We start from the raw sequence: 21,711 nt of genomic DNA, 5'->3' as shown, positions 1-21,711 counted from the left end.
AACCACGTGCCCGCGAACACCCACGGCCCCCGGCCCGTCCGCGCCCACCGCGGGAACGAGCTCCACACGAAGAGCTGGCAGACGGAGGCCCCGCTGCGGATGCTCATGAACAACCTCGACCCCGAGGTCGCCGAACGCCCCGACGACCTCGTCGTCTACGGCGGCACGGGGAAGGCCGCCCGCTCGTGGGAGGCGTACGACGCGATCGTCCGCACCCTGGAGACCCTCGGGGACGACGAGACCCTGCTCGTGCAGTCCGGCAAACCCGTCGGGGTGTTCCGCACCCACGCCTGGGCCCCGCGCGTCCTCATCGCGAACTCCAACCTCGTCGGGGACTGGGCCACCTGGCCGGAGTTCCGCCGCCTGGAGGCCCTCGGCCTGACGATGTACGGGCAGATGACCGCCGGGTCCTGGATCTACATCGGCACCCAGGGGATCCTGCAGGGCACCTACGAGACGTTCGCCGCCGTCGCCGAGAAGTCCTTCGGCGGAACCCTCGCCGGCACCATCACCCTCACCGGCGGTGCGGGCGGGATGGGCGGTGCGCAACCGCTCGCCGTCACCCTCAACGAGGGCGCCGTCCTCGTCGTCGACGTCGACCGCGCCCGGTTGCAGCGCCGCGTCGACCACGGCTACCTCGACGAGCTCGCCGACGACCTCGACGACGGTCTGACCCGCGTGGTCGCGGCCCGCGACGCCCGCCGGCCGCTGTCCGTCGGTGTCGTCGGGAACGCCGCCACGGTGTTCACCGAACTGCTCGACCGCGGCGCCCCCATCGACGTCGTCACCGACCAGACGTCGGCGCACGACCCGCTGAGCTACCTGCCCGAGGACGTCACCGTGCAGGAGTGGCACGAGCTCGCGGCGAAGGACCCGGAGGAGTTCACCCGGCGGTCCCGCGCGGCGATGGCCAAGCAGGTGGAGGCCATGGTGGGGTTCCAGGACCGCGGCGCCGAGGTGTTCGACTACGGCAACTCCCTCCGCGAGGAGGCCCGTCTCGGCGGGTACGACCGCGCGTTCGAGTTCCCCGGGTTCGTCCCGGCCTACATCCGCCCGCAGTTCGCCGAGGGCCGCGGCCCGTTCCGCTGGGCCGCGCTGTCCGGCGACCCCGCGGACATCGCCCGCACCGACCGCGCGATCCTCGACCTGTTCCCCGAGGACGAGAAGCTGCGCCGCTGGATCACGGCGGCGGGGGAGAGGGTCCACTTCGAGGGCCTGCCCGCCCGCATCTGCTGGCTGGGGTACAAGGAACGCCACCTCGCGGGCCTGAAGTTCAACGAGCTCGTCGCGAACGGGGAGATCTCCGCCCCGATCGTCATCGGCCGCGACCACCTCGACTCCGGGTCGGTGGCCTCCCCGTACCGGGAGACCGAGGCGATGGCCGACGGGTCGGACGCGATCGCCGACTGGCCGCTGCTCAACGCGCTGCTCAACACCGCCTCCGGGGCGACGTGGGTGTCCCTGCACCACGGTGGTGGCGTCGGCATCGGCCGTTCGATCCACGCCGGTCAGGTCACCGTCGCCGACGGCACCCCGCTGGCCGCGGAGAAGATCGAACGGGTCCTCACCAACGACCCCGGCACGGGCGTCATGCGGCACGTCGACGCCGGGTACGACCGGGCGGCCGAGGTGGCCCGCGAGCGCGGGCTGCGCGTCCCGATGTGGGAGCGGTGAGCCCCCACGTGGTGAGCTTCCACGCCGAGAGCGCCTGGCTGGACGGGGCCGTCGTGCGGGACGTGCGGATCGCGGTGGCCGCGGGCCGGATCACCGCGCTCACCCCGGGGGTGAGCGCGGAACCGGGCGAGGAGGTGCTCACCGGTCTGGTGTTCCCGGGGTTCGCCAACGCGCACTCCCACGCCTTCCACCGCGCCCTGCGCGGCCGCACGCACGGGGACGGTGGCACGTTCTGGACGTGGCGCACCGCGATGTACGAACTGGCCGGCCGCCTGGACCCGGACTCCTACCGGGAACTCGCCACGGCCGCGTTCACCGAGATGGTGCTGGCGGGCTGGACCGCGGTCGGGGAGTTCCACTACCTGCACCACCGACCCGACGGGACCCCGTACGAGGACCCGAACGCGATGGCCCTCGCGCTGCGCGACGCGGCCCGCGCGGCGGGCATCCGCCTCGTCCTGCTCGACGCGCTCTACCTGACGTCCGCCCCCGGCGACCCCGTCCTGCCCGAGCAGCGCCGGTTCTGCGACGGCGACGCGCGGGCCTGGGCGCGCCGGGTCCGGCAGCTCCCGGCCGACGGGTTCTTCCGCGTCGGGGTGGCGGCCCACTCGGTGCGCGCCGTCGCCCCGGCCGACCTGTCGGTCGTGGCGGAGACGGCGTGGGACCTCGGCGCCCCGGTCCACGTCCACCTGTCCGAGCAGCCCGCCGAGAACGAGGCGTGCCGCCGGGCCTACGGCTGCACCCCGACCGAGCTGCTCGACCGCGCCGGGGCCCTCAGCCCGGCCCTGTCCGTCGTGCACGCCAACCACGTCACCGACGCCGACGTCGCCCTCCTCGGGGCGCGGCAGGCCTCGGTCGTGGCGTGCCCGACGACGGAGGCCGACCTCGGCGACGGGGTCGGCCGCGCCCGGGCCCTCGCCGACGCGGGAGCCGTCCTGGCGCTCGGCACCGACCAGCACGCCGTCGTCGACCCGTTCGCCGAGACCCGCGGGCTGGAGGCGGCCGCCCGGCTGGGGTCCCTGCGGCGCGGGGTGTTCGACCCGGCCGACCTCGTCGCGGCCCTGACGACGGGAGGCCACCGCAGCCTGGGCCTGGAGGGCGGGACGATCGCCGTCGGGCAGCCCGCCGACCTCGTCGCCGTGCGCACCGGTTCCGTCCGCACCGCCGGGTCCGATCCCTCCCAGCTCGTGATGACCGCGACCGCGCAGGACGTCACCGACGTCGTCGTGGCGGGCGAGGTCCGCGTCCGCCGGGGTGGGCACGCGGTGGTGGGGGAGGACCGCGTCGCCGACGTCCTGCGGAGGTTCGCGTGAGCACGCTCTACACCGGCATCGCCGAACTCACGACGAACGACCCCGAGCGGGCCGCGCCCGAGGACCCGCTGGGCCGGGTCCGCGACGCCGCGCTCGTCGTCGACGACGGCCTCGTCGCGTGGGCGGGCCCGGCGCGCGAGGCCCCGGACGCCGACGACCGGATCGACGTCGGCGGGCGGGCGGTGCTGCCCGGCTGGGTGGACTCGCACTCCCACCTCGTCTTCGCGGGTGATCGCACGAGCGAGTTCGAGGCCCGGGTGGGCGGCCAGCCCTACACCGCCGGGGGCATCGCGACGACCGTCGCGGCGACCCGCGCCGCCACCGACGAGCAGCTGCGCCGCGGTCTGCGCCGGCACGTCGCCGAGGCCCGCGCTCAGGGCACGACGACGCTGGAGACGAAGACCGGGTACGGCCTGACCCCCGCCGAGGAGCTGCGCGCCGCGCTCCTGGCCGCGGAGTTCACGGACGAGGTGACCTGGCTGGGTGCCCACGTCGTCGCCCCCGGCGAGGAACCCGCCGACTACCTCGCCGAGCTCGTCGGACCGCAGTTGCAGGCCGTGCGCGCCCACGTCCGCTGGGCCGACGTGTTCTGCGAGGCGGGCGCGTTCGACGAGGAGCAGTCCCGCACCGTGCTGCGGGCGGCGAGGGAGGCGGGGCTGGGGCTGCGCGTGCACGGCAACCAGCTCGGCCCGGGGCCGGGGGTCCGCCTGGCCGTGGAGGTGGGCGCCGCCAGCGTGGACCACTGCAACCACCTGTCCGACGCCGACGTCGACGCCCTCGCGGGGTCCGGCACCGTCGCGACGGTGCTGCCCGCCTGCGACCTCTCGACCCGCCAGCCCCTCGCCCCCGCCCGCCGCCTCCTGGACGCCGGGGCGACCGTGGCCATCGCCAGCAACTGCAACCCCGGGTCCAGCTACACGAGCTCGATGGCGTTCTGCGTCGCGACGGCCGTCCTGCAGATGGGCCTGACCGTCGCCGAGGCCGTCCACGCCGCCACCGCCGGCGGGGCGCAGGCGTTGCGCCGCACCGACGTCGGCCGCCTCACCGTCGGCGCCCGCGCCGACCTGCACGTGCTCGACGCCCCGTCGGTGACGCACCTGGCCTACCGCCCGGGGGTCCCGCTCACGCACTCCGTGCACTGAACGGGCACCGGAGGGGGCCCCGCTGCGCCATGCTGCGACGGTGACCGCGGTCTTCGACGCCCCCGAGCTCGTCCTGCACGAGGAGGGCCGGGTGTTCTCGACCCGCCACCACTACGACGTGCTGGCCCCGGACGGGACCGCCCTCGCGGTGGTCGAGGAGGAGCAGCGGCTCGGGTTCCTGGGGATCGTGACGTCCTCGCGCTACGTCGTGGTCGCGGACGGTGCGCCGGTGCTGTTCGTCGAGCGGCCCGCGCGCTGGGGGCAGCGCCTGGAGTTCCACGCCGTGCGGCCCGACGGCAGCCCTCTCGGTCGCGTCCGGCAGGAGAACTCCTGGGGCGCGCCGCGCCTGGAGATCGCGACCCCCGACGGCGTCCTGGCGCGGATGACCGGCGGGGCGTGGGGCAGCCGCGAGTGGACCGTCACCCTGCACGCCGACCCGCGGCCGACGAGCCTGCGCACGGCGGGCGACGTGCTCGGCGGGGTGCACCGCCGCCACCGGACGTTCGGCCGCGCCGTCGCCGACGCCGACGAGTTCGTGCTGAGCACCGACCCCGCCCTGGACCCGGACCTGCGCGCCCTGCTGCTCGCCGGGGTCGTCGCCCTCGACGGGGTGCGCGACCAGCAGAAGCGGTCGGCGGGCTGACGTGGCGCGACGCGGGCGCCGTCGCCACCGGCGCCGGGACGGGGCCGTCGAGGTCGCCGAGGGTGCCGCCGACGTCGTGGACCTGTTCTCCCTGGTGTGGACGGTCGTGAAGCTCCCGTTCAAGGTCGTCAAGGCGGTCCTCGACGTCCTCGACTAGGGCGCGGGTTCCCCGCCGGACCCGGCGGAGGACCCGACAGGGGGCCCGCCCGCGTCGTCGAGGTACCGCGTGCGGTACTCCTCCAGGCCCATCCCCAGCCGGCGGGCGGCGGCCCGGTCCTCGGTGTCCACGAACTCGTTCCAGTCGTCGACGACGCGCTGGGTGAGCCGGGGGCCCTCGACGCAGGCGAACCCCTGCCCCTCGGCCAGGTCGGGGGGCGGGGTGCACGGGGAGGCCGTGGAGTAGGTGGACGGGTCGAAGCAGCTGGTCCAGGAGAGCCCGGACACCGCGAGGAGGTCGTCGGGGTCCGTCGTCGCCAGTTCCTCCTCGGTCGGCTCGTGCCGCGTGCAGGTGCGCGTCGGCATCGACGTCGCCGGCGGTCCTGCCTGCAGCCACTCGTCGTGGGCGATCTGCTCCGGGCTCGGCGTCCAGGTGTCGACGTCGGGCGCCGTCGTGGGGACGTCGGTGGGCGCACCCGTGGAGGGTGAGGGGGTCTGGGTCCCGCAGGCGGCGAGGGCCAGGAGGACGGCGGCGAGCGGCGGGGCGAGCACGGGGCGCACCCGTCGAGCCTGCCGGTGGACACCGGCCGGACGCCACGAACACCGGCCCCTCACCCGTCCGGCCCAGCGGGCGCGGGTGGGAGGATCGAGGCGTGACGACCGCTCCCGCCTTCGGCCTGCTCCTCGACGTCGACGGCCCGATCGCCAGCCCCGTGACCCGCTCGATCAGCGCCCCCGGCCTGCTCGACAGCCTCCTGGAACTCCTCGCCGCGGGGATCCCGGTCGTCTTCAACACCGGCCGGTCCGACACGTTCCTGCGCGAGCAGGTCGTCGGCCCCGTCCTCGCCGCCGGTCTGCCCGCCGCGGCCCGGTTGCACGCGGTGTGCGAGAAGGGGGCGGTGACGTTCAGCGTCACCGCCGACGGGATGGGCCCGGTGGAGGTCGACGAGGCCGTCGCGCTCCCGCGGGAGGCCGCCGTCCGGCTGGAGGCGCTGGCGCGCACCGACTTCGCCGACGTCCTGTTCGTGGACCGGGGCAAGCGCGCGATGGTGTCGCTGGAGCAGCGCCTCGACGTCGACTCCGCCACCTACCTCGCCCGCCAGCCCGAGTACGAGAAGGCCGCGTTGCAGGTGTTCGCCGACCTCGACCTCGGCGTCACCTGGAAGGGCGCGACGATGCCGGACGCCCAGGGCCGGGTGGACTGGCGGATCGACCCGACGATCATCTCCACCGACGTCGAGTCCGTGCTGCTCGGCAAGGACCGCGGCGCCGAGATGGCGCTGCGGATGCTCGCCCAGGACGGGGAACCGCCGACCGCCTGGCGCACCGTCGGCGACTCCCGCACCGACTACGCGATGGCCGACTGGCTGCACGCCCAGGGTCACGACGTCGCCCACGTCGACGTCCGCCCCGCCGACGGCGTCCCGCCCACCCCCTACCCGGTCCTGCAGCCGCGGCGCACCGTCCACGACGAGGCCGGCGCCGCCTGGCTCGCCCGTCTCGCGGCCGTCGTGCGCGGTGAGGCGGAGGACGACCGCGACTTCGACGCGTGAGGGGTCACGGTTCCGGCTGACGGGCGATGAACGCGGCCATGCCCGGCACCGTGAAGGCGACCACTCCGTGCTCGGGTGCGTAGACCAGCCCCTTCTCGATGAGCTTGGCCCGCACCGGCCCGAGGCTGCTGTTCCGCTTGCCCAGCCGTGAGGCGACCTCGCCCGAGGGACTGCCGGCGTCGCCGTCGACCGCCATGGCGCGCAGGTACTGCTGCTCACCCCGCGTGGCCCGGTCCCAGCGGGCGCGGAAGAACCCGGAGTCGAGCGTCGCCCGACCGGCGACGACGCCGACCCGTGCGTCGTCGAGACCGATCGACGGACCCGCCGCGTGGTTCCACGTGTCCTGGCCGAACTGCTGGATGAAGTAGGGGTACCCCGCGGCCTCGCCGAGGACGAGGGCCGAGGCTTGCGGCTCCCAGGCCACCGACTCTTCCCGAGCGGGGGCCGCGAGTGCTTCCTCGGCGAGGACGGGGTCCAGGTGCTCGATGCGCGAGTAGTCGAAGAGCCTCTCCGCGTACGACTTCGCCTCGGCCAGCTCGCGCGGCAGGCTGGGCAGACCGGCCAGCGCCGTCGTGAGGTGCCACCCTTCCTGCCCGGCGACGTGGACGGACGAGCACAACGCGGTCAGCTCGTCCCTGCCGAGGTCCTGCGCTTCGTCGACGAGGACGGCGAGTCCGCCACCTTCCTCGGCCGCTGCTGCCGCGACGTCCCGGAGCAGTTTGGAGAGGTCGGTCTCGAGGACCCCGGTGTCGGCTCCACCGCCCGAGACGTCGCTCAGGTCGAGGCCGAACGACCAGGTGCCTGAGCCTGAGGATTCGTACGACGCCTTGAAGCTGGTCGCCGTCTTCAGCGCCCTGAGCAGGCGCACCCCAGCAGACGGACGTGCCAGGTCCGACAGGGGACCGTGCAGCGCCTCGCCGAGCAGTTCGCGCAGCGACTTCCCGACACCCGCCTCGACCGTGGCGACGACCCACCCCCGACGGCGCGCCTCCTTGGCGAACTCGCCCAGCAGCACGGTCTTGCCCACGCCGGGCAGGCCGTAGAGGACGACCGGCTGCGCACCTCGGCCCCCTTCGATGCGTTGGAGGGCCACCTGCCAGGCGCGACGCTGGCGGTCCCGTCCGACGAGCGCCACGGGCGGTCGGCCGGCGCCGGGGGAGTAGGGGTTACGGACCTCATCCACGTCTACCAGTGTCTACAAACGTATGACGATCCGCAATACCGCGTCATACGTCATCATACTGCGTCATATTTCGGTAGGTCCGACGCCGGCCACTCGTCGTGGGCCACCCCCGCTTGACCTACGCTCTCCCCGTGCCCGAGCCGCTCCCCGCCCCCGCCGTGGACACCCAGTACGAGGACCTCCTGCGCCACGTCCTGGCGAACGGGACCCCGAAGTCCGACCGCACGGGCACGGGCACGCGCAGCGTCTTCGGCCACCAGATGCGTTTCGACCTGTCCCGGGGCTTCCCGCTGATCACCACCAAGCGGGTCCACTTCAGGTCCATCGCCCTGGAGCTGCTGTGGTTCCTGCGCGGGGACGGCAACGTGCGCTGGCTGCAGGAGCGCGGCGTCACCATCTGGGACGAATGGGCCGACGAGGACGGCGACCTCGGCCCGGTCTACGGCGTGCAGTGGCGCTCGTGGCCCACCCCCGACGGCCGGCACGTGGACCAGATCACCGAGGTCCTGCACACGCTGCGGACGAACCCGGACTCCCGTCGCATGGTCGTCTCGGCGTGGAACGTCGCCGAGCTCGACAAGATGGCCCTGGCCCCCTGCCACGCCTTCTTCCAGTTCCACGTCGCCGACGGGAAGCTGTCCTGCCAGCTCTACCAGCGTTCGGCCGACCTGTTCCTCGGCGTGCCCTTCAACGTCGCCAGCTACGCCCTGCTGACGGTCCTCGTCGCGAACGAGGTGGGCCTGGAACCGGGCGACTTCGTCTGGACGGGCGGTGACGTCCACGTCTACGACAACCACGTCGACCAGGTGCGCGAGCAGCTGACCCGCACCCCGTACCCGTTCCCGACGCTCCAGGTCGCGCGCAAGCCCCTCCTCGACGTCACCTACGACGACCTCGAGGTCGTCGGCTACCAGCACCACCCGACGATCAAGGCCCCGGTGGCCGTGTGATGGCCGCCTGATGATCGGTCTCGTCTGGGCGCAGTCCGCGGACGGCGTCATCGGCGCCGACGGCCGCATCCCCTGGCGCGTCCCGGAGGACACGGCGCACTTCTCCGCGCTCACCTCGGGCGCCACGGTCGTCATGGGGCGCGCGACGTGGGAGTCCCTGCCGGCCCGCTTCCGCCCGCTGCCGGGCCGGCGCAACGTCGTCCTGTCCCGCACCCCGGGCTACGACGCCCCCGGAGCCGAGGTCGTCCCCGACCTCGACGTCGCGCTGGGCCTCGGCACGGACGTCTGGGTCGTGGGCGGGCAGGCCGTCTACGCGGCGGCGCTCGCGCGTGCCGACGTGCTCGTCGTCACCGAGGTCGACGTCCACGTCGATGGCGACACCCGCGCACCGGCGGTGGGGGAGCCTTGGCGCCCCGTGGGGACGGGGGAGTGGCGCACGTCCTCCGCGGGCCCCCGGTTCCGCGTCGTGACGTGGCGGCGGGAGCACCCCCCGACGGGGTGAGACCCTGGCGCGACGGGGTCCCGCGTGCCACCGTGAGGCATCGAGGCCCTCGCGGGCTCCCGGCCGAAGGAGGCAGTCGTGGTGACGCTCTTCCTCTCCCTCGCGGTGATCGTGGCCGTCGCCGCTGTCGTCGGGCACGTCTGCTCGGCCTCCCGCCCCGGGGACCGCGTGCTCGGTCCGCCGGCCCCGCCGCGACGGTCCCGCACCGACCTCGGCGTGCCCGGTCTCGTGGGCTCCGGTGACCGGCCCGCCCGGTCGGTGGACCTGCGCGGGACGCACCGCCGCTCCGGCCGCTGAGCCGCGTCGGGAGGCATCACCCGGACGCGCGGAACAGCCGCGCACCGGGTGCGGTTGCGCCCGTCGTGAAGGTGGAGATCTGGTCCGACGTCGTCTGCCCGTGGTGCTACATCGGCAAGCGCCGGTTCGAGAGCGCGCTGCGCGACTTCGAGCACGCCGACGACGTCGAGGTCGTGTGGCGGTCCTTCGAGCTCGACCCCACGACGGAGACGGTGCACGAGCGGGCGGACGGTCCCGGCGACGCCCACCTGCGCCGGTTGTCGGCCAAGTTCGGCCGGCCCGTCGAGGAGGTCGCGCCGATGGTCGCGCACGTCGACGAGACCGCCGCGGCCGAGGGTCTGGAGTTCCACCAGGACGTCTCCGTCCCGGCGAACACCGTGAAGGCCCACCAGTTGCTGCACCTCGCGGCCGACCGCGGCGTCCAGGGTGCGGTGAAGGAACGCCTGCTGCGCGCCCACTTCACCGAGGGCGAGCCCGTCGGGGACGACGAGACCCTCGTCCGGCTCGTGGCCGAGGCCGGGCTCGACGCCGACGAGGCCCGCGCCGTCCTGGCCGAGGACCGCTACCTGTCCGCGGTCCGCGCCGACGTCGCCGAGGCCCGCGCGCTCGGCGCCCGCGGCGTGCCGTTCTTCGTCGTCGACCGCACGTACGGGATCTCCGGCGCTCAGCCCACCGAGCAGTTCGCCCAGGTGCTGCGCCGGGCGTGGGCCGAGAGCCACCCGCTCACCCTCGTCGGGGACTCCTCGGCCGACGCGTGCGGCCCGGACGGCTGCGCGATCTGAACCCCGCGGGACCGCCCGCTCCGCGGGTCGCCTCGTTGCCTCCGCGGGGACGATCATCGTCCCCGCGGAGGCAACGAGGCCACCCGGCCTGCGCGCCTCAGGAGACGTCGACCCCGAAGTCCTGCGCGATCCCGAGCAACCCCGACGCGTACCCCTGCCCGACGGCGCGGAACTTCCACTCCCCGCCGTGGCGGTACACCTCGCCGAACACCATCGCCGTCTCGGTCGAGGCGTCCTCGGACAGGTCGTACCGGACGACCTCGCTGCCGTCGGCGCGGTTGACGAGCCGGATGAAGGCGTTGACGACCTGCCCGAAGCTCTGCCGGCGCGCCTCGGCGTCGTGGATGGACACCGCGAAGACGATCTTGTCGACGTTCGCGGGGACGCTGCGCAGGTCGACCTCGATGCTCTCGTCGTCGCCCTCGCCCTCGCCGGTGCGGTTGTCACCGGTGTGCCGGACGGTCCCGTCGGGGCTGCTCAGCTGGTTGTAGAAGACGAAGTGCCCGTCGGACAGGACCTTGCCGTTCGTCCCGAGCACGAGGGCGCTGGCGTCGAGGTCGAAGTCCAGGCCCGTCGTCGTGCGCACGTCCCACCCGAGGCCGACGGTGGCCTCGTCGAGGTTCGGGGCCACCTTGTCCAGCGAGACGTTTCCACCCTTGGCGAGAGTCACACCCATGCGGTGAACCTACCTGCGCGCGCCGGGCGTCGCCCGGGCGGTGGCCGGGGCTGCGAGCCGTTCGACGAGGAGTTCGACGAGCACCTCGACGGACGGCGCCGGCAGCCCGAACAGGGCGCGCAGGTACACCGGGGCGACGAGGTGGTCCAGGACGCGGGTCGGTGTCGGCGTCTCCTCCCCGCGCGCCTGCGCGGCCGCCAGGATGGTCTCGGCCTGCGTGCTGCGGCCGGTGAGGCAGGCCGAGCAGGCGGACTCGAAGCCTTCGGGTGCACCGGGATCGGCGGGCCCGGCGGCGACGGCGGCGCGCAGCAGGGCGAGCTCCTCGGGGCGCCCGGCCTCCTCCACGAGCGCGGCACCCCAGGCCAGCAGGTCCCCGCGCAGCGACCCCGTGCCCGGCACGGGCGAGCTCGTGCCGAACCGGACGAGGGCGGTGTCGGCGAGCAGGCCGGCGACGTCGCCCCAGCGGCGGTAGACGCTCGTCGCGTTGACCCCGGCCCGGGCGGCGACCTGCGGGACGGTGAGCGGGGCGCCCTCGGCGAGCAGTTCCACGACGGCGGCGTGGACGGCGACCGCCACCTTCGCGCTGCGCCCGCCGGGGCGCGTCATCGCCGGCGTCATGACCCCAACTTAACGCAAATCGAGTTGCTTTAGGTCACTCCCGCGAGTAGTTTCCCCAGAACACCACCCCGACGTCCCAGGAGCTCTCGTGTCCCGCCCCGCGACCGGTCCCCGCACGGGGTTCGCCCTGGTCACCCTCACCCTCGGCCTGCTCGTGGCCGCCAGCTCGGCGCCGTCGCCGGTCCTGCCCGTCTACGAGGAGCTCTGGGGCGTCGGCCCGGCCGCGGTCACCGTCGTCTTCGCCGTCTACGCCGCGGTCCTGCTCGTCGCGCTGCTCACCGTGGGCTCGCTGTCGGACCACCTCGGCCGCCGGCCCGTGGTCCTCGCCGCCCTCGCCGGCGTCATCGCCTCGATGCTCGTCCTCGCCCGGGCCGGCGACGTCGGCACGCTCGTCGCCGGCCGTGCGCTGCAGGGCTTCTCGACCGGGACGGCCATCGGCGCCCTGGGCGCCTGGCTCCTCGACCTCGCCGGTCCGCGACGGACCCCGCTCGCCCAGCTCGTCAACGGCGCCGCCCCGCCGGTCGGGCTGATGGTCGGTGGCCTGGGGGCCGGGCTGCTCGTGCAGTTCGGACCGGCCCCCACCCGGCTCACCTACGTGGTCCTCGCCGGGCTGCTGGCCGTCGCGACCGTCGCCGTCGCCCTCACCCCCGACCTCGTCGGCCGCGCCCCCGGCGCCCTGCGGTCGCTGCGACCCGTCGTGCAGCTGCCCGCGTCCTCGCGCCGCCCCTTCACCGCCCACCTGCCCGGCTTCCTCGGCAGCTGGGGACTCGGCGGCCTGTGCCTGGGGCTCGGTCCGTCCGTCGTGGCCGGCGTCCTCGGCCTGCGCAACCACGTCGCCGGTGGACTCGTCGTCGCCTCCGTCGCGGGCGTCGGCGCGCTCACGGGCCTGCTCACCCGCCACCAGGACCCCCGCCGGGTCGTCGCGCTCGGGATGGCCGGCCTCGTCGTCGGCCCGCTCGTCCTGACCCTCGGGCTGAGCCTGCTGTCCGTGCCCGTCTTCTTCGCGGGGGCGATGCTGTCCGGGGTGGGCTTCGGCGCCGGGTTCCAGGGCGCCCTGCGCGGCGTCCTGGGCACCGCCCCGGCCCACGAGCGCGCGGGCGTCCTCGCCGCGGTCTACGTCGTCAGCTACCTGGCCTTCGGCCTGCCCGCCGTCGTCGCCGGCCTCCTGGCCCCGCACCTCGGGCTGCGGCCCGTCGTCGACGGCTACGCCGCGCTCGTCGTCCTCGCCGGGCTGGCCGGTCTCCTCGCGAGCGCCCGCTCCCGCCGCCGCACCCCGCGCCACTCCACCGCCCTGCCGAGCCAGCGCCGCCGCTCGCCGGAGGCCTGCCCGCTGCAGGAACAGGCCTGACGTGCGGGGCGACCCCCCTCGCGGCAGGTGCCGGTCAAGGCCGCGGCGGTCCCTGCCGATCACCACGGCGTGACCCTCCGCCCCGGTCAGCGCGTCGCCTTCAGCGGCCACTTCCTCCTGCCCCGTGCCGACCTGGAGGCCCGCGCGCGCCGCGCCGGTCTGCACGTCGACGACGCGGTCACCGACCGGACGGACGTCCTCGTCGCCAACGACGCGGGCTCGGGGGCGGCGGCCGTGCGCACCGCTCTCGCGCTCGGGACCCCCGTCCTCGACGAGTACGCCTTCGAGGAGTCCACCTCCCTGGCGGCCTGACCCCGGCCGTGGGGACTCCCCCCGGGGTGCGCTGGTGGACCGCGGTCCCGAACGCCTCCGCCGGTTCTCCCGCGGCGCCCCGTCCTGCTCCCCCTCGTCCCCCTCGGACCGCTGCCGGGGCCCGGCCGGCCCGCCGCCCCCGCGACGGGACCGGTACCGGGTCCGGGATCTGACAGGACGCCGCCGTCCCCGCCGTCCTAGGGTGGAGCCGACGGCGGCGTCCTGCCGCGTCGAGCCCCGCCCGGCGCTGTGCGAGGCACCCCGCGACTGCCCCCGAGGATCCCCCCGCGCATGTCCGCGCTCCAGACCGCGCCCACCACCCGCCGCCCCTCGACCGTCGGCCTCGTCGTCCTGCTCGGCGCCATGGCCGCCCTCGGCGCCGTGACCATCGACCTCTACCTGCCCTCGCTGCCGGAGGTCGCCGAGGACCTCGGCACGACCCACGCCCGCACCCAGCTGACGATCACCGGGGTGCTCGTGGGCTCGGCGCTCGGCCAGCTCGTCGTCGGCCCCCTCTCGGACGCCTTCGGCCGCCGCCGCCCCGCGATGGTCGGCTTCGGCGTCTACGTCGTCGCCAGCACCCTGTGCGCGCTCGCCCCGAACCTGCCCACGCTCGTCGCCTTCCGCGTGCTCTCCGGGGTCGGTGCCTCGGCCGGTGCCGTCATCGGCATGGCCGTCATCCGCGACCTCTTCACCGGCCCCGCGGCCGCCCGCCTGCAGTCCCGCCTCGTCCTCGTCATCGGCGTCGCCCCGCTGTTCGCCCCCACCGTCGGCGGGTTCATCGCGAACCGCACGGGCTGGCGGCCGGTGCTGGGCCTGCTCGTCCTCGCCGGGGCCGGCGTCCTGATCGCGGTGTGGCGCGCGCTGCCGGAGACGCGGCGGGAGCTGTGCGACTCCGCCGCCCGGGCCCGCGCCGAGGTCGAGGCCGCGCCCGTCGTCCCCGAGCGCACCCGCCGCGTGCTGCGCACCTTCGCCGGGTACCGCGAGCTCGTCCGGGACCGGCGCTTCCTGGCGTTCGCCGCCATGCCCGGCCTCGCGCTCGCGACGATCATGTCCTACGTCTCGACGTCGGTCTTCGTCCTGCAGGACGGGTTCGGCCTCACCGGCACCGGCTTCGCGGTCTTCTTCGCCCTCAACGGGACGGCCCTCATCGGGGGGACGCAGCTCAACGCCGCCCTCGTCGAGCGGCTCGGCTCCCCCCGGCTGCTGCGCGTCGGCGTGACGAGCGCCGCGGTCTTCGGGGCGACCCTGACGGTGTCGCTGCTGTCCGGGACCGACCGCCTCGTCCTGTTCGCCGCCCCGCTCTACCTGCTCCTGCTGAGCCTCGGGCTGATCATGCCCAACGCCGTCACGCTCGCCCTCGAACCGTACGGCGACAGCGCCGGTGCCGCCGCCGCCCTCGTGACGGCCCTGCAGTCCGGTGTCGGCGGGCTCGTCGGCGTCCTCGTCGGCCTGCTCGGCGGCGACGCCCACGCCATGGCGTTCGTCGTCCTGGGCGCCGTCGCGATCAACGTGGCCCTCCTGCTCTCGGTGCGGCGCAGGATCCGGCCCGGAGGGCTTGGCTGACGGCCTCACGCCGGTGGACCAGTCCCCTGCCGGCACCCTGGCGGCGTTCTCGCCGGGGCCGGTCCACCAGCGGGACCGGCCCCTCCTCGGCCTCGCCGTGCCCGTGGCAGGGCGCTGATCCATCCGAGGCGGGTCCGACAGCCACGCCCTAGGGTGAGTCCATGAGCTCGATCACGGACGCCCAGCCCGCGGGCAGCGACGTCGACCCGTCGGTCCGCCCCCAGGACGACCTCTTCCGGCACGTCAACGGCCGCTGGCTCGCGACGACGGAGATCCCCGACGACCGAGCCGTCGACGGAGCCTTCATCCGGCTGCGCGACCAGTCCGAGGCCGAGTGCCGCACCATCGTCGAGGCCGCCGCGCAGGCCGCGGCCACCGGTGAGGCGGTGCCCGGCACCGTCCGGCAGAAGATCGGCGACCTCTTCGCCAGCTTCATGGACACCGACCGCGTCGAGGCGCTCGGCGCCACCCCGCTGGGCCCCGAGCTCGCCGCCGTCGACGCGATCACCGACCACGACGGCCTCCTCCGCCGGCTCGGCGCCTTCGAGCGCTCCGGCGTCGGCGGGCCCTTCGCCTACTGGGTCGACACCGACAACGCCAAGTCCGACGAGTACGTCGTCTACCTCACCCAGTCCGGTCTCGGCCTGCCCGACGAGTCGTACTACCGCGAGGAGCAGTACGCGCAGGTCCGCGAGGCCTACCGCGGTCACGTCGAGCGCATCCTCACCCTCGGGGACCGCCCCGACCCGGCCGGGGCGGCGCAGCGGGTCCTCGACCTGGAGACGGCGCTCGCGGCCCACCACTGGGACCGCGTGCGCAACCGCGACGCCAACGCCACCTACAACAAGGTGGACCGCGCCGGCCTCGACGAGCTGCTGCCCGGCCTCGACCTCGCCGCCTGGCTGGAGGCCGCCGAGCTGCCCGCCTCGGCCTTCGCCCGGGTCGTCGTCCGCCAGCCGAGCTACCTCACGGCGATGGCCGGGGTGCTGCTCGCGACGCCCGTCGAGACGTGGCGGGACTGGCTGGGCTGGCGCGTCCTGCACCAGGCCGCCGCGTTCCTGCCCCAGGCCTTCGTCGAGGAGAACTTCGCCTTCTACGGCACGACGCTGACGGGCGCACCGCAGCTGCGGGAGCGCTGGAAGCGCGGCGTCGGCCTGGTCGAGGGCAGCCTCGGGGAGGCCCTCGGCGAGCTCTACGTCGCCGAGCACTTCCCGCCGGCCGCCAAGGCGCGCATGGAGCAGCTGGTCGCGAACCTCGTCGAGGCGTACCGCCAGGACATCGAGGCCCTGGACTGGATGACGCGCGAGACCAAGGACCGCGCGCTGGACAAGCTCGGCCGGTTCACCCCCAAGATCGGTCACCCCGACCGCTGGCGGGACTACTCCGCGCTGACGATCGACCGGGCGGACCTGCTCGGCAACGTCCGCCGCGCCTTCGCCTTCGAGGTGGACCGCGAGCTCGCCAAGCTCGGGGGCCCGGTCGACCGCAGCGAGTGGTTCATGACGCCGCAGACGGTCAACGCCTACTACAACCCGGGCATGAACGAGATCGTCTTCCCCGCGGCGATCCTGCGCCCGCCGTTCTTCTCCCTCGACGCCGACGACGCGGAGAACTACGGCGGCATCGGGGCGGTCATCGGCCACGAGATCGGCCACGGCTTCGACGACCAGGGCTCGAAGTACGACGGCCTGGGCAACCTCAACGACTGGTGGACCGACGACGACCGCGCCGAGTTCGGCCAGCGCACCCAGGCGCTCGTCGACCAGTACGACGCCCTCGAACCGCCGGAGACGCCGGGCAAGAAGGTCAACGGCTCGCTGACCGTCGGGGAGAACATCGGCGACCTCGGTGGGCTGACGATCGCGCACAAGGCCTACGAGATCGCCCTGGGCGGCCAGGAGGCGCCCGTCGTCGAGGGCCTGACGGGCAGCCAGCGGCTGTTCTTCGGGTGGGCCAAGGTCTGGTGCGGCAAGGTGCGCCCCGCCGAGGTGGAGCGCCGTCTGGCCGTCGACCCGCACTCCCCGCCGGAGTTCCGGTGCAACGCGGTCGTGCGCAACCTCGTGGAGTTCCACGACGCGTTCGGCACGCAGCCCGGTGACGGCCTCTGGCTCGACCCGGCCGAGCGGGTCCGGATCTGGTGACCCGCTAGTCGGCGAGCACCACCCGGTCGCGGCCGCCGCCCTTGGCCCCGTACAGGGCGCGGTCGGCCGCGAGCAGGAGCTCGTCCGGGGTCGTCCCGTGCGCGGGCGCGGTCGCTACCCCGGCGCTGATGGTGATGCGCAGGGACTCGACCCCGACCCGGACCCCCGCGCAGGCGGTCCGCAGCTCCTCGGCCCGGGCCCGGGCCGCGTCGGTGTCCAGGTGGGGCAGCAGGACGACGAACTCCTCCCCGCCGTAGCGCACGACGTCCTCGGGCCGGGCGTGCGCGCCGAGCACCCGGGCGACCTCGACGAGCACGTCGTCGCCGACGGCGTGCCCGTGCGTGTCGTTGATCGCCTTGAAGTGGTCGACGTCGAGCAGCACGAGCGAGAGCGGGCGGCCCACCTCCGCCGCCGTCGTGAGCCGTGCGGCCAGGTCGTCGACGAAGCGCCGCCGGTTGCGCAGGCCCGTCAGCGGGTCGCGGGACGCCTCCTCGACCAGGTCCGCCCGCAGCCGCTCGATGGTCGCGACCTGGGCGCGCAACCGGTCGTTGGCCCGCTCCAGGGCCTGCGCCGCCTCGTACCGTTCGGTCACGTCCCGCGCGACCACGACGCGCCCCAGCGGGTCGCCCCGGTCGTCGCGGATCCAGCGGGTGCGGACGTCGAGGAAGCCCCCGCGCGCCGGCTGGACGACCGTCTCACCGTCTCCGGCGTCGACGGCCCCGGCGACCGCCGCGTCCACGAGGTCGGCGAAGGGGCGGCCGACGACGGTGTCCCGCGGGCCGGCGTCCGGCCGCAGCTGGGCGTGCCCGGCGGGGTTGAGGTCGACGAGCCGCCCCCGCTCGTCGACGACGAAGACGGCGTCGGTCACGGTCTCGACGACGAGCGAGCGCGCGACCGGCACCAGGCGCAGCAGGTCCTGCTGCAGCACCGCGTAGGCGAAGAGCACCCCGGTGACGGTGAACGCGAGCGGGGTGATGTCGACGGGCAGGGCCACCCTCGGCGCGATCACGGTGAGGTTGCAGGCGAAGGGCGCGGCGATGGCGACGAGCATCGTCGTGGCCTGGCGGCGGAGCAGCCCGCGGGTGCTGCGCCGCAGCTGCCAGATCGTCGAGGCGGCCGTGAGGACGACGAGGTAGCTGTACGCGGTGTGCGCCCAGAACAGCGGCCCGGCCGTGACGACGCGGCGCGCGGGGTCCCCGCCGATGTCGACGGTCGCGTGGAACCAGTGCAGCTGCGGGTCCAGCGCCAGGGCGAGCAGCAGGAGCGCCGGCTCGACGCTGAACGCCAGCACGCGCCGGGGTCGCAGGACGCGCCCGCTGACGGCGTCGACGAACAGCCGGAACGACAGCACGGCCCCGCTGACGCCGAGGAACTGCGGGAAGACCGTCGCGTCGAGCCAGGACGCCGGCAGCGCCGCGTTCTGCAGGACGACGGAGACCCCCCACACGGTCACCGACGCCAGCGCCACCGTGAGCGGCAGGGCGGCGGGGGTCTCGCGCCGACGCCGGAAGGTGAGCACGCCCGTCGTCGCGGTGATCGCCGCCGCGAGGGCGATGAGCAGCGCGAGCGGTCCCATCGACGTCATCGACGTCCTCGCCCCCAGGTGTCAGGCCGGCCGCGGCGGCCGGTCCTCCCAGCCTGTCATCGACCACCGTCCGACGGGAGCGCATCGGCCGTCCGGGCGACCCCCGGCCGGCTCTCACCGGCCGGGGGTGTCACCGTCCGGGCGGGCTGGGGGGCAGCCGGGGGTGCAGGAGGTGGGCCACGAGCGCCGTCCACCCCGTCTGGTGGGTGGCGCCGAGCCCTTCCCCGGTGTCCCCGTCGAAGTACTCGTTGAACGTGATGTGCTCCCGCCACAGCGGGTCGTCGCTGGCTTCCAGGCGCTCCCCGTCGGCCGGCCGCCGACCGTCGACGGGGCGGAAGAGGTTCACGAGGCTGTCGTCGATGAGGTCGGCGGCCTGCACGAGGTCGATCCGGCGTCCGGAGCCCTTGGGAACCTCGATGGTCAGGTCGTCGCCGAAGAAGCGCCCCAGCGTCCGCAGCTTGTCGGCCAGGAGCACGTTCACGGGGAACCAGATGGGACCGCGCCAGTTGGAGTTGCCCCCGAACATGCCGGTCCGGGACTCCCCCGGCTCGTAGACGACCGAGGAGCTCTGCCCCTCCACGGACGTCCAGACCTCCTCCTTGACCGCGGCCGACAGCGAGCGGATGCCGAAGGCGGACAGGAACTGGTCGTGGTCGAACATGCGTTCGAGGATGCGGACGAGCCGGGGCCGGTCCACGAGCGAGAGGAGCATCCGGCGCCCCTCGGGGGTCGACCGCGTCAGCAGCGGCAGCGTGAGGTCGGGGCGGCGCTTCTGCAGCCAGCGCAGCCGCGCCGTGAGGTCGGGGGTCTCCTCCGCGATCCACGACGGGACGTCGGTCGACCCCAGGATCGGCAGCAACCCGACCATCGACGGCACGCGCATCGGTTCCGAGGACCCGTCCGGACGCAGCAGGACGTCGTAGTAGAAGCCGTCCTCCTCGTCCCACAGGGACGCGTCGTGCGAGCCGAAGGAGTTCATGGCCTGGGCGATGGACAGGAAGTGCTCGAGGAACTTCGTCGCGGCGTCCTCCCACGCCGGGTCGTGCCGTGACAGCTCGAGCGCGATCTTGAACATCTGCTGGCAGTAGAACGCCATCCAGCTCGTGGCGTCGGACTGCTCCAGCCGGTACCCGGGGGGCAGGTCGGCGGAGCGGTCGAACAGGCCGATGTTGTCCATCCCCAGGAAGCCGCCCTCGAAGAGGTTGGACCCGCTGGAGTCCTTGCGGTTGACCCACCAGGAGAAGTTCAGCAGCAGCTTCGTGAAGACGCGGACGAGGAAGCCCTGGTCCCGGTAGCCGTCGAGCCGGTAGACGTGCCAGGCGGCCCAGGCGTGGACGGGGGGGTTGACGTCGCCGAAGGCCCACTCGTAGGCGGGCAGCTGGCCGTTGGGGTGCATCGACCACTCGCGGCACATGAGGACGAGCTGCTCCTTGGCGAACTCGGGGTCGACGTGCGCCAGCGGGATGGCGTGGAAGGCGAGGTCCCAGGCCGCGAACCAGGGGTACTCCCACTCGTCCGGCATGGAGATGACGTCCGCCAGCGACAGGTGGCCCCAGTCGACGTTGCGCGCTCCCCGCGCCTTGCGGGAGTCCGGCGCCGGTTCGGTCTCGGGGTCCCCGCCGAGCCACTGCCGGACGTCGTAGCGGTACAGCTGCTTGGTCCACAGCAGCCCCGCGTACGCGCGGCGGGCGATGTGCCGGTCGGAATCGCCGAGGCCGCGGTGGATCACCTGGTCGTAGAACTCGTCGGCCTCCTGGGCCCGGTCGCGGAGCACGGCGTCGTAGCCGGGGCCGAAGGTGTCCCGGCTCGGGGCCCGGGGGGACAACCGCAGCCGCGCCTCGACGGTCTCCCCGGGCGCGACGGCGTCGAAGGAGTACCAGAACGCCGCTTTGGTACCTTCCCGCCGCGGGTTCACGGCGGTCGTGTCACCGTGCACGATGCGCCGGTCGACACCGTCCTTGGTGAACGCGGTCGGGTTGGACGCGGCCCCGAACAGCTCCACGAGGTTCGACTCGTTCTCGCAGAACAGCACCTCGGGGGACCCCTCGGCGCTGACGTGGTAGCGGCCGAGGTGGCCGTGCTCGCACTCGACGGACTCCAGCCCGCCGACGGCCAGCGTCGGCGGCAGCACCTGGGTCATGCTGCCGCGGCGGCGGTCCCACCCCCAGGTCCACGTGTTGCGGAACCAGACCTGGGGGACGAGGTCCAGGGGCGCGGGGTCGGGCCCGTGGTTGGTGGCCGTGACGACCATGCACAGGTCGTCGGGCCCGGCCTTGGCGTAGGTGACCTCGACGTCGAAGAAGCGGTTCTGGTCCAGGACACCCGTGTCCCCGAGCTCGTACTCGCGCTCCTCGCGCCCGCGCCGGGCGTTCTCGGTGCGCAGCTGCTCGTAGGGGAACTCCGCCTGCGGGTAGCGGTAGAGCCACTTCATCCAGGAGTGGCTGGGCGTCCCGTCCAGCGCCCACCAGTACTCCTTGGCGTCCTCGCCGTGGTTGCCCTCCCCGTTGGTCAGGCCGAAGAGGCGCTCCTTCAGGACGGGGTCCCTGCGGTTCCACAGGGCGACGCCGAGGTTGAGGAAGCCGAACCGGTCGCAGACCGCCCCGAGGCCGTCCTCGCCCCAGCGGTACGCCCGGGCCCGAGCCTGGTCGAAGGGGAAGGCGGACCAGGCGTCCCCGCCGGGGGTGTAGTCCTCCCGGACCGTGCCCCACTGCCGGCCGGAGACGTAGGGACCCCACAGCCGCCAGGGCCCGTCCGCGCCGGGGGACTCCGCCATCCGGGCGTGCTCGGCGCTGCGGTGCTGAGGACCCAGCTCGGGGGGGTCGGTGCCGTCGGTCACCGCTCAAGTCTCCCAAGAGCGGCCCGGGCCCGCGTGGTGACGCTCAGGTCGGGCGCGAGTCGTTGCAGCACAGCAGGTCACCTCGATCGGACGGAGGCGATTTGCCTGTTTGGCGCCCTGCCGTCTACTGTTCTTCATGTCGCCGCGAGCAACGGGGCGGACGCTGAGGGTCACAGCCTGAGGGGTTCGTTCACTGCCTGGTGGCGCTGGGAGCTGCCTGTGCTGGGGCTGGGTTGAGGTTTGGCCTGGTTGCTGGTTAAGGTGGGAAAGTTGCCCCTCTTCCGCTGGCCCTCGTTTCGGGGGTGTGGTCGGGGTGGGTGCGTCCGGTTCTTGAGAACTCAACAGTGCGCTAGAAATATGTTGATGCCAATGCATTAACCCCCAATGACCGCCGGGCCTGAGTGTCTGGTGGTTGGGGTTCCTTTGGGATCTAC

Annotated in this window: 20 protein-coding genes; 14 read left to right on the top strand and 6 right to left on the bottom strand. The window is 74.1% G+C overall.

From position 1 onward, the window contains the following. Positions 1-6 precede the first annotated feature (6 nt). Genes hutU through AB2L28_RS13370 form a run of 5 tightly spaced genes read left to right on the top strand, consistent with a single transcriptional unit; the run spans position 7 to position 4,929 of the window. Positions 7-1,674, top strand: a complete 1,668-nt coding sequence (gene hutU / locus AB2L28_RS13390; protein WP_370719478.1) for a urocanate hydratase — start codon at positions 7-9, stop codon at positions 1,672-1,674. After that, entirely contained in the window at positions 1,671-2,987 is a 1,317-nt protein-coding gene (locus tag AB2L28_RS13385) for a formimidoylglutamate deiminase (protein WP_370719477.1), read from the top strand. The genes hutU and AB2L28_RS13385 overlap by 4 nt, the downstream gene beginning before the upstream one ends. Then, the gene (hutI, locus tag AB2L28_RS13380) at positions 2,984-4,129 is read left to right on the top strand and encodes an imidazolonepropionase (RefSeq protein ID WP_370719476.1); all 1,146 of its coding nucleotides are present in this window, start codon (positions 2,984-2,986) and stop codon (positions 4,127-4,129) included. Before AB2L28_RS13385 ends, hutI begins: the two co-directional genes overlap by 4 nt. Before the next feature lie 40 nt (positions 4,130-4,169). After that, on the top strand, positions 4,170-4,772 hold the full coding sequence (locus tag AB2L28_RS13375) for a phospholipid scramblase-related protein (RefSeq protein ID WP_370719475.1): 603 nt from the start codon (positions 4,170-4,172) through the stop codon (positions 4,770-4,772). 1 nt (position 4,773) lies between these two features. Continuing rightward, complete coding sequence (locus tag AB2L28_RS13370; protein WP_370719474.1) at positions 4,774-4,929, top strand: hypothetical protein; 156 nt, start codon at positions 4,774-4,776, stop codon at positions 4,927-4,929. Here AB2L28_RS13370 and AB2L28_RS13365 read toward each other — a convergent pair. Beyond that, complete coding sequence (locus AB2L28_RS13365) at positions 4,926-5,489, bottom strand: hypothetical protein (RefSeq protein WP_370719473.1); 564 nt, start codon at positions 5,487-5,489, stop codon at positions 4,926-4,928. The genes AB2L28_RS13370 and AB2L28_RS13365 overlap by 4 nt on opposite strands. 92 nt (positions 5,490-5,581) lie before the next feature. Between AB2L28_RS13365 and AB2L28_RS13360 the strand changes: the two genes are divergently transcribed. Continuing rightward, on the top strand, positions 5,582-6,481 hold the full coding sequence (locus AB2L28_RS13360; RefSeq protein WP_370719472.1) for a hypothetical protein: 900 nt from the start codon (positions 5,582-5,584) through the stop codon (positions 6,479-6,481). A 4-nt stretch (positions 6,482-6,485) separates the two neighbouring features. Here the strand turns inward: AB2L28_RS13360 and AB2L28_RS13355 are convergent, their stop codons facing one another. Further along, complete coding sequence (locus AB2L28_RS13355) at positions 6,486-7,664, bottom strand: ATP-binding protein (RefSeq protein ID WP_370719471.1); 1,179 nt, start codon at positions 7,662-7,664, stop codon at positions 6,486-6,488. Between the two features lie 131 nt (positions 7,665-7,795). On the opposite strand from AB2L28_RS13355, the gene AB2L28_RS13350 reads away from it, so the two are divergent. From AB2L28_RS13350 to AB2L28_RS13335, 4 genes are all read left to right on the top strand, one after another. Then, complete coding sequence (locus tag AB2L28_RS13350) at positions 7,796-8,614, top strand: thymidylate synthase (RefSeq protein WP_370719470.1); 819 nt, start codon at positions 7,796-7,798, stop codon at positions 8,612-8,614. A gap of 10 nt (positions 8,615-8,624) precedes the next feature. Further along, complete coding sequence (locus AB2L28_RS13345) at positions 8,625-9,116, top strand: dihydrofolate reductase (RefSeq protein ID WP_370719469.1); 492 nt, start codon at positions 8,625-8,627, stop codon at positions 9,114-9,116. Between the two features lie 78 nt (positions 9,117-9,194). After that, positions 9,195-9,413 (top strand): hypothetical protein, encoded by a 219-nt coding sequence (locus tag AB2L28_RS13340; protein WP_370719468.1) that lies wholly within the window; start codon positions 9,195-9,197, stop codon positions 9,411-9,413. Between the two features lie 71 nt (positions 9,414-9,484). Further along, on the top strand, positions 9,485-10,195 hold the full coding sequence (locus AB2L28_RS13335; protein ID WP_432526076.1) for a DsbA family oxidoreductase: 711 nt from the start codon (positions 9,485-9,487) through the stop codon (positions 10,193-10,195). 97 nt (positions 10,196-10,292) lie between these two features. On the opposite strand, the gene AB2L28_RS13330 is transcribed toward AB2L28_RS13335, so the two are convergent. Both AB2L28_RS13330 and AB2L28_RS13325 read right to left on the bottom strand, forming a co-directional pair. Continuing rightward, a complete protein-coding gene (locus AB2L28_RS13330; RefSeq protein WP_370719466.1) occupies positions 10,293-10,871 on the bottom strand; it encodes a TerD family protein in 579 nt (192 codons plus the stop codon). Between the two features lie 9 nt (positions 10,872-10,880). After that, positions 10,881-11,489 carry a TetR-like C-terminal domain-containing protein gene (locus AB2L28_RS13325; RefSeq protein ID WP_370719465.1) on the bottom strand — a complete coding sequence of 203 codons (609 nt, stop codon included), beginning with the start codon at positions 11,487-11,489 and terminating at the stop codon, positions 10,881-10,883. An 88-nt stretch (positions 11,490-11,577) separates the two neighbouring features. Here AB2L28_RS13325 and AB2L28_RS13320 point away from each other — a divergent pair, with 88 nt between their 5' ends. The 4 genes from AB2L28_RS13320 (at position 11,578) to AB2L28_RS13305 (ending at position 16,856) form a co-directional block, all read left to right on the top strand. Continuing rightward, the gene (locus AB2L28_RS13320) at positions 11,578-12,837 is read left to right on the top strand and encodes an MFS transporter (protein WP_370719464.1); all 1,260 of its coding nucleotides are present in this window, start codon (positions 11,578-11,580) and stop codon (positions 12,835-12,837) included. A gap of 69 nt (positions 12,838-12,906) precedes the next feature. Next, entirely contained in the window at positions 12,907-13,149 is a 243-nt protein-coding gene (locus AB2L28_RS13315; RefSeq protein ID WP_370719463.1) for a hypothetical protein, read from the top strand. 291 nt (positions 13,150-13,440) lie between these two features. Next, positions 13,441-14,715 (top strand): multidrug effflux MFS transporter, encoded by a 1,275-nt coding sequence (locus AB2L28_RS13310; protein WP_370719462.1) that lies wholly within the window; start codon positions 13,441-13,443, stop codon positions 14,713-14,715. A gap of 161 nt (positions 14,716-14,876) precedes the next feature. Then, positions 14,877-16,856: a M13 family metallopeptidase gene (locus tag AB2L28_RS13305; RefSeq protein WP_370719461.1), complete on the top strand. Its 1,980-nt coding sequence runs from the start codon at positions 14,877-14,879 to the stop codon at positions 16,854-16,856. A gap of 4 nt (positions 16,857-16,860) precedes the next feature. On the opposite strand, the gene AB2L28_RS13300 is transcribed toward AB2L28_RS13305, so the two are convergent. Both AB2L28_RS13300 and AB2L28_RS13295 read right to left on the bottom strand, forming a co-directional pair. Beyond that, on the bottom strand, positions 16,861-18,441 hold the full coding sequence (locus tag AB2L28_RS13300; RefSeq protein WP_370719460.1) for a GGDEF domain-containing protein: 1,581 nt from the start codon (positions 18,439-18,441) through the stop codon (positions 16,861-16,863). A gap of 130 nt (positions 18,442-18,571) precedes the next feature. After that, positions 18,572-21,277, bottom strand: a complete 2,706-nt coding sequence (locus tag AB2L28_RS13295; RefSeq protein WP_370719459.1) for an MGH1-like glycoside hydrolase domain-containing protein — start codon at positions 21,275-21,277, stop codon at positions 18,572-18,574. Between the last annotated feature and the right edge of the window lie 434 nt (positions 21,278-21,711).

The sequence above is a fragment of the Kineococcus mangrovi genome, from assembly GCF_041320705.1.
GTDB lineage: Bacteria > Actinomycetota > Actinomycetes > Actinomycetales > Kineococcaceae > Kineococcus > Kineococcus mangrovi.
Note: the sequence above shows the minus strand (reverse complement) of the source record. Positions and strands in the feature narration are given on the sequence as shown.

Coding starts and splice junctions, on each gene's coding strand:
- AB2L28_RS13325 (WP_370719465.1), bottom strand. CDS start 11,489: ATGACGCCGGCGATGACGCGCCCCGGCGGGCGCAGCGCGAAGGTGGCG.
- AB2L28_RS13300 (WP_370719460.1), bottom strand. CDS start 18,441: ATGACGTCGATGGGACCGCTCGCGCTGCTCATCGCCCTCGCGGCGGCG.
- AB2L28_RS13330 (WP_370719466.1), bottom strand. CDS start 10,871: ATGGGTGTGACTCTCGCCAAGGGTGGAAACGTCTCGCTGGACAAGGTG.
- AB2L28_RS13310 (WP_370719462.1), top strand. CDS start 13,441: ATGTCCGCGCTCCAGACCGCGCCCACCACCCGCCGCCCCTCGACCGTC.
- AB2L28_RS13345 (WP_370719469.1), top strand. CDS start 8,625: ATGATCGGTCTCGTCTGGGCGCAGTCCGCGGACGGCGTCATCGGCGCC.
- AB2L28_RS13305 (WP_370719461.1), top strand. CDS start 14,877: ATGAGCTCGATCACGGACGCCCAGCCCGCGGGCAGCGACGTCGACCCG.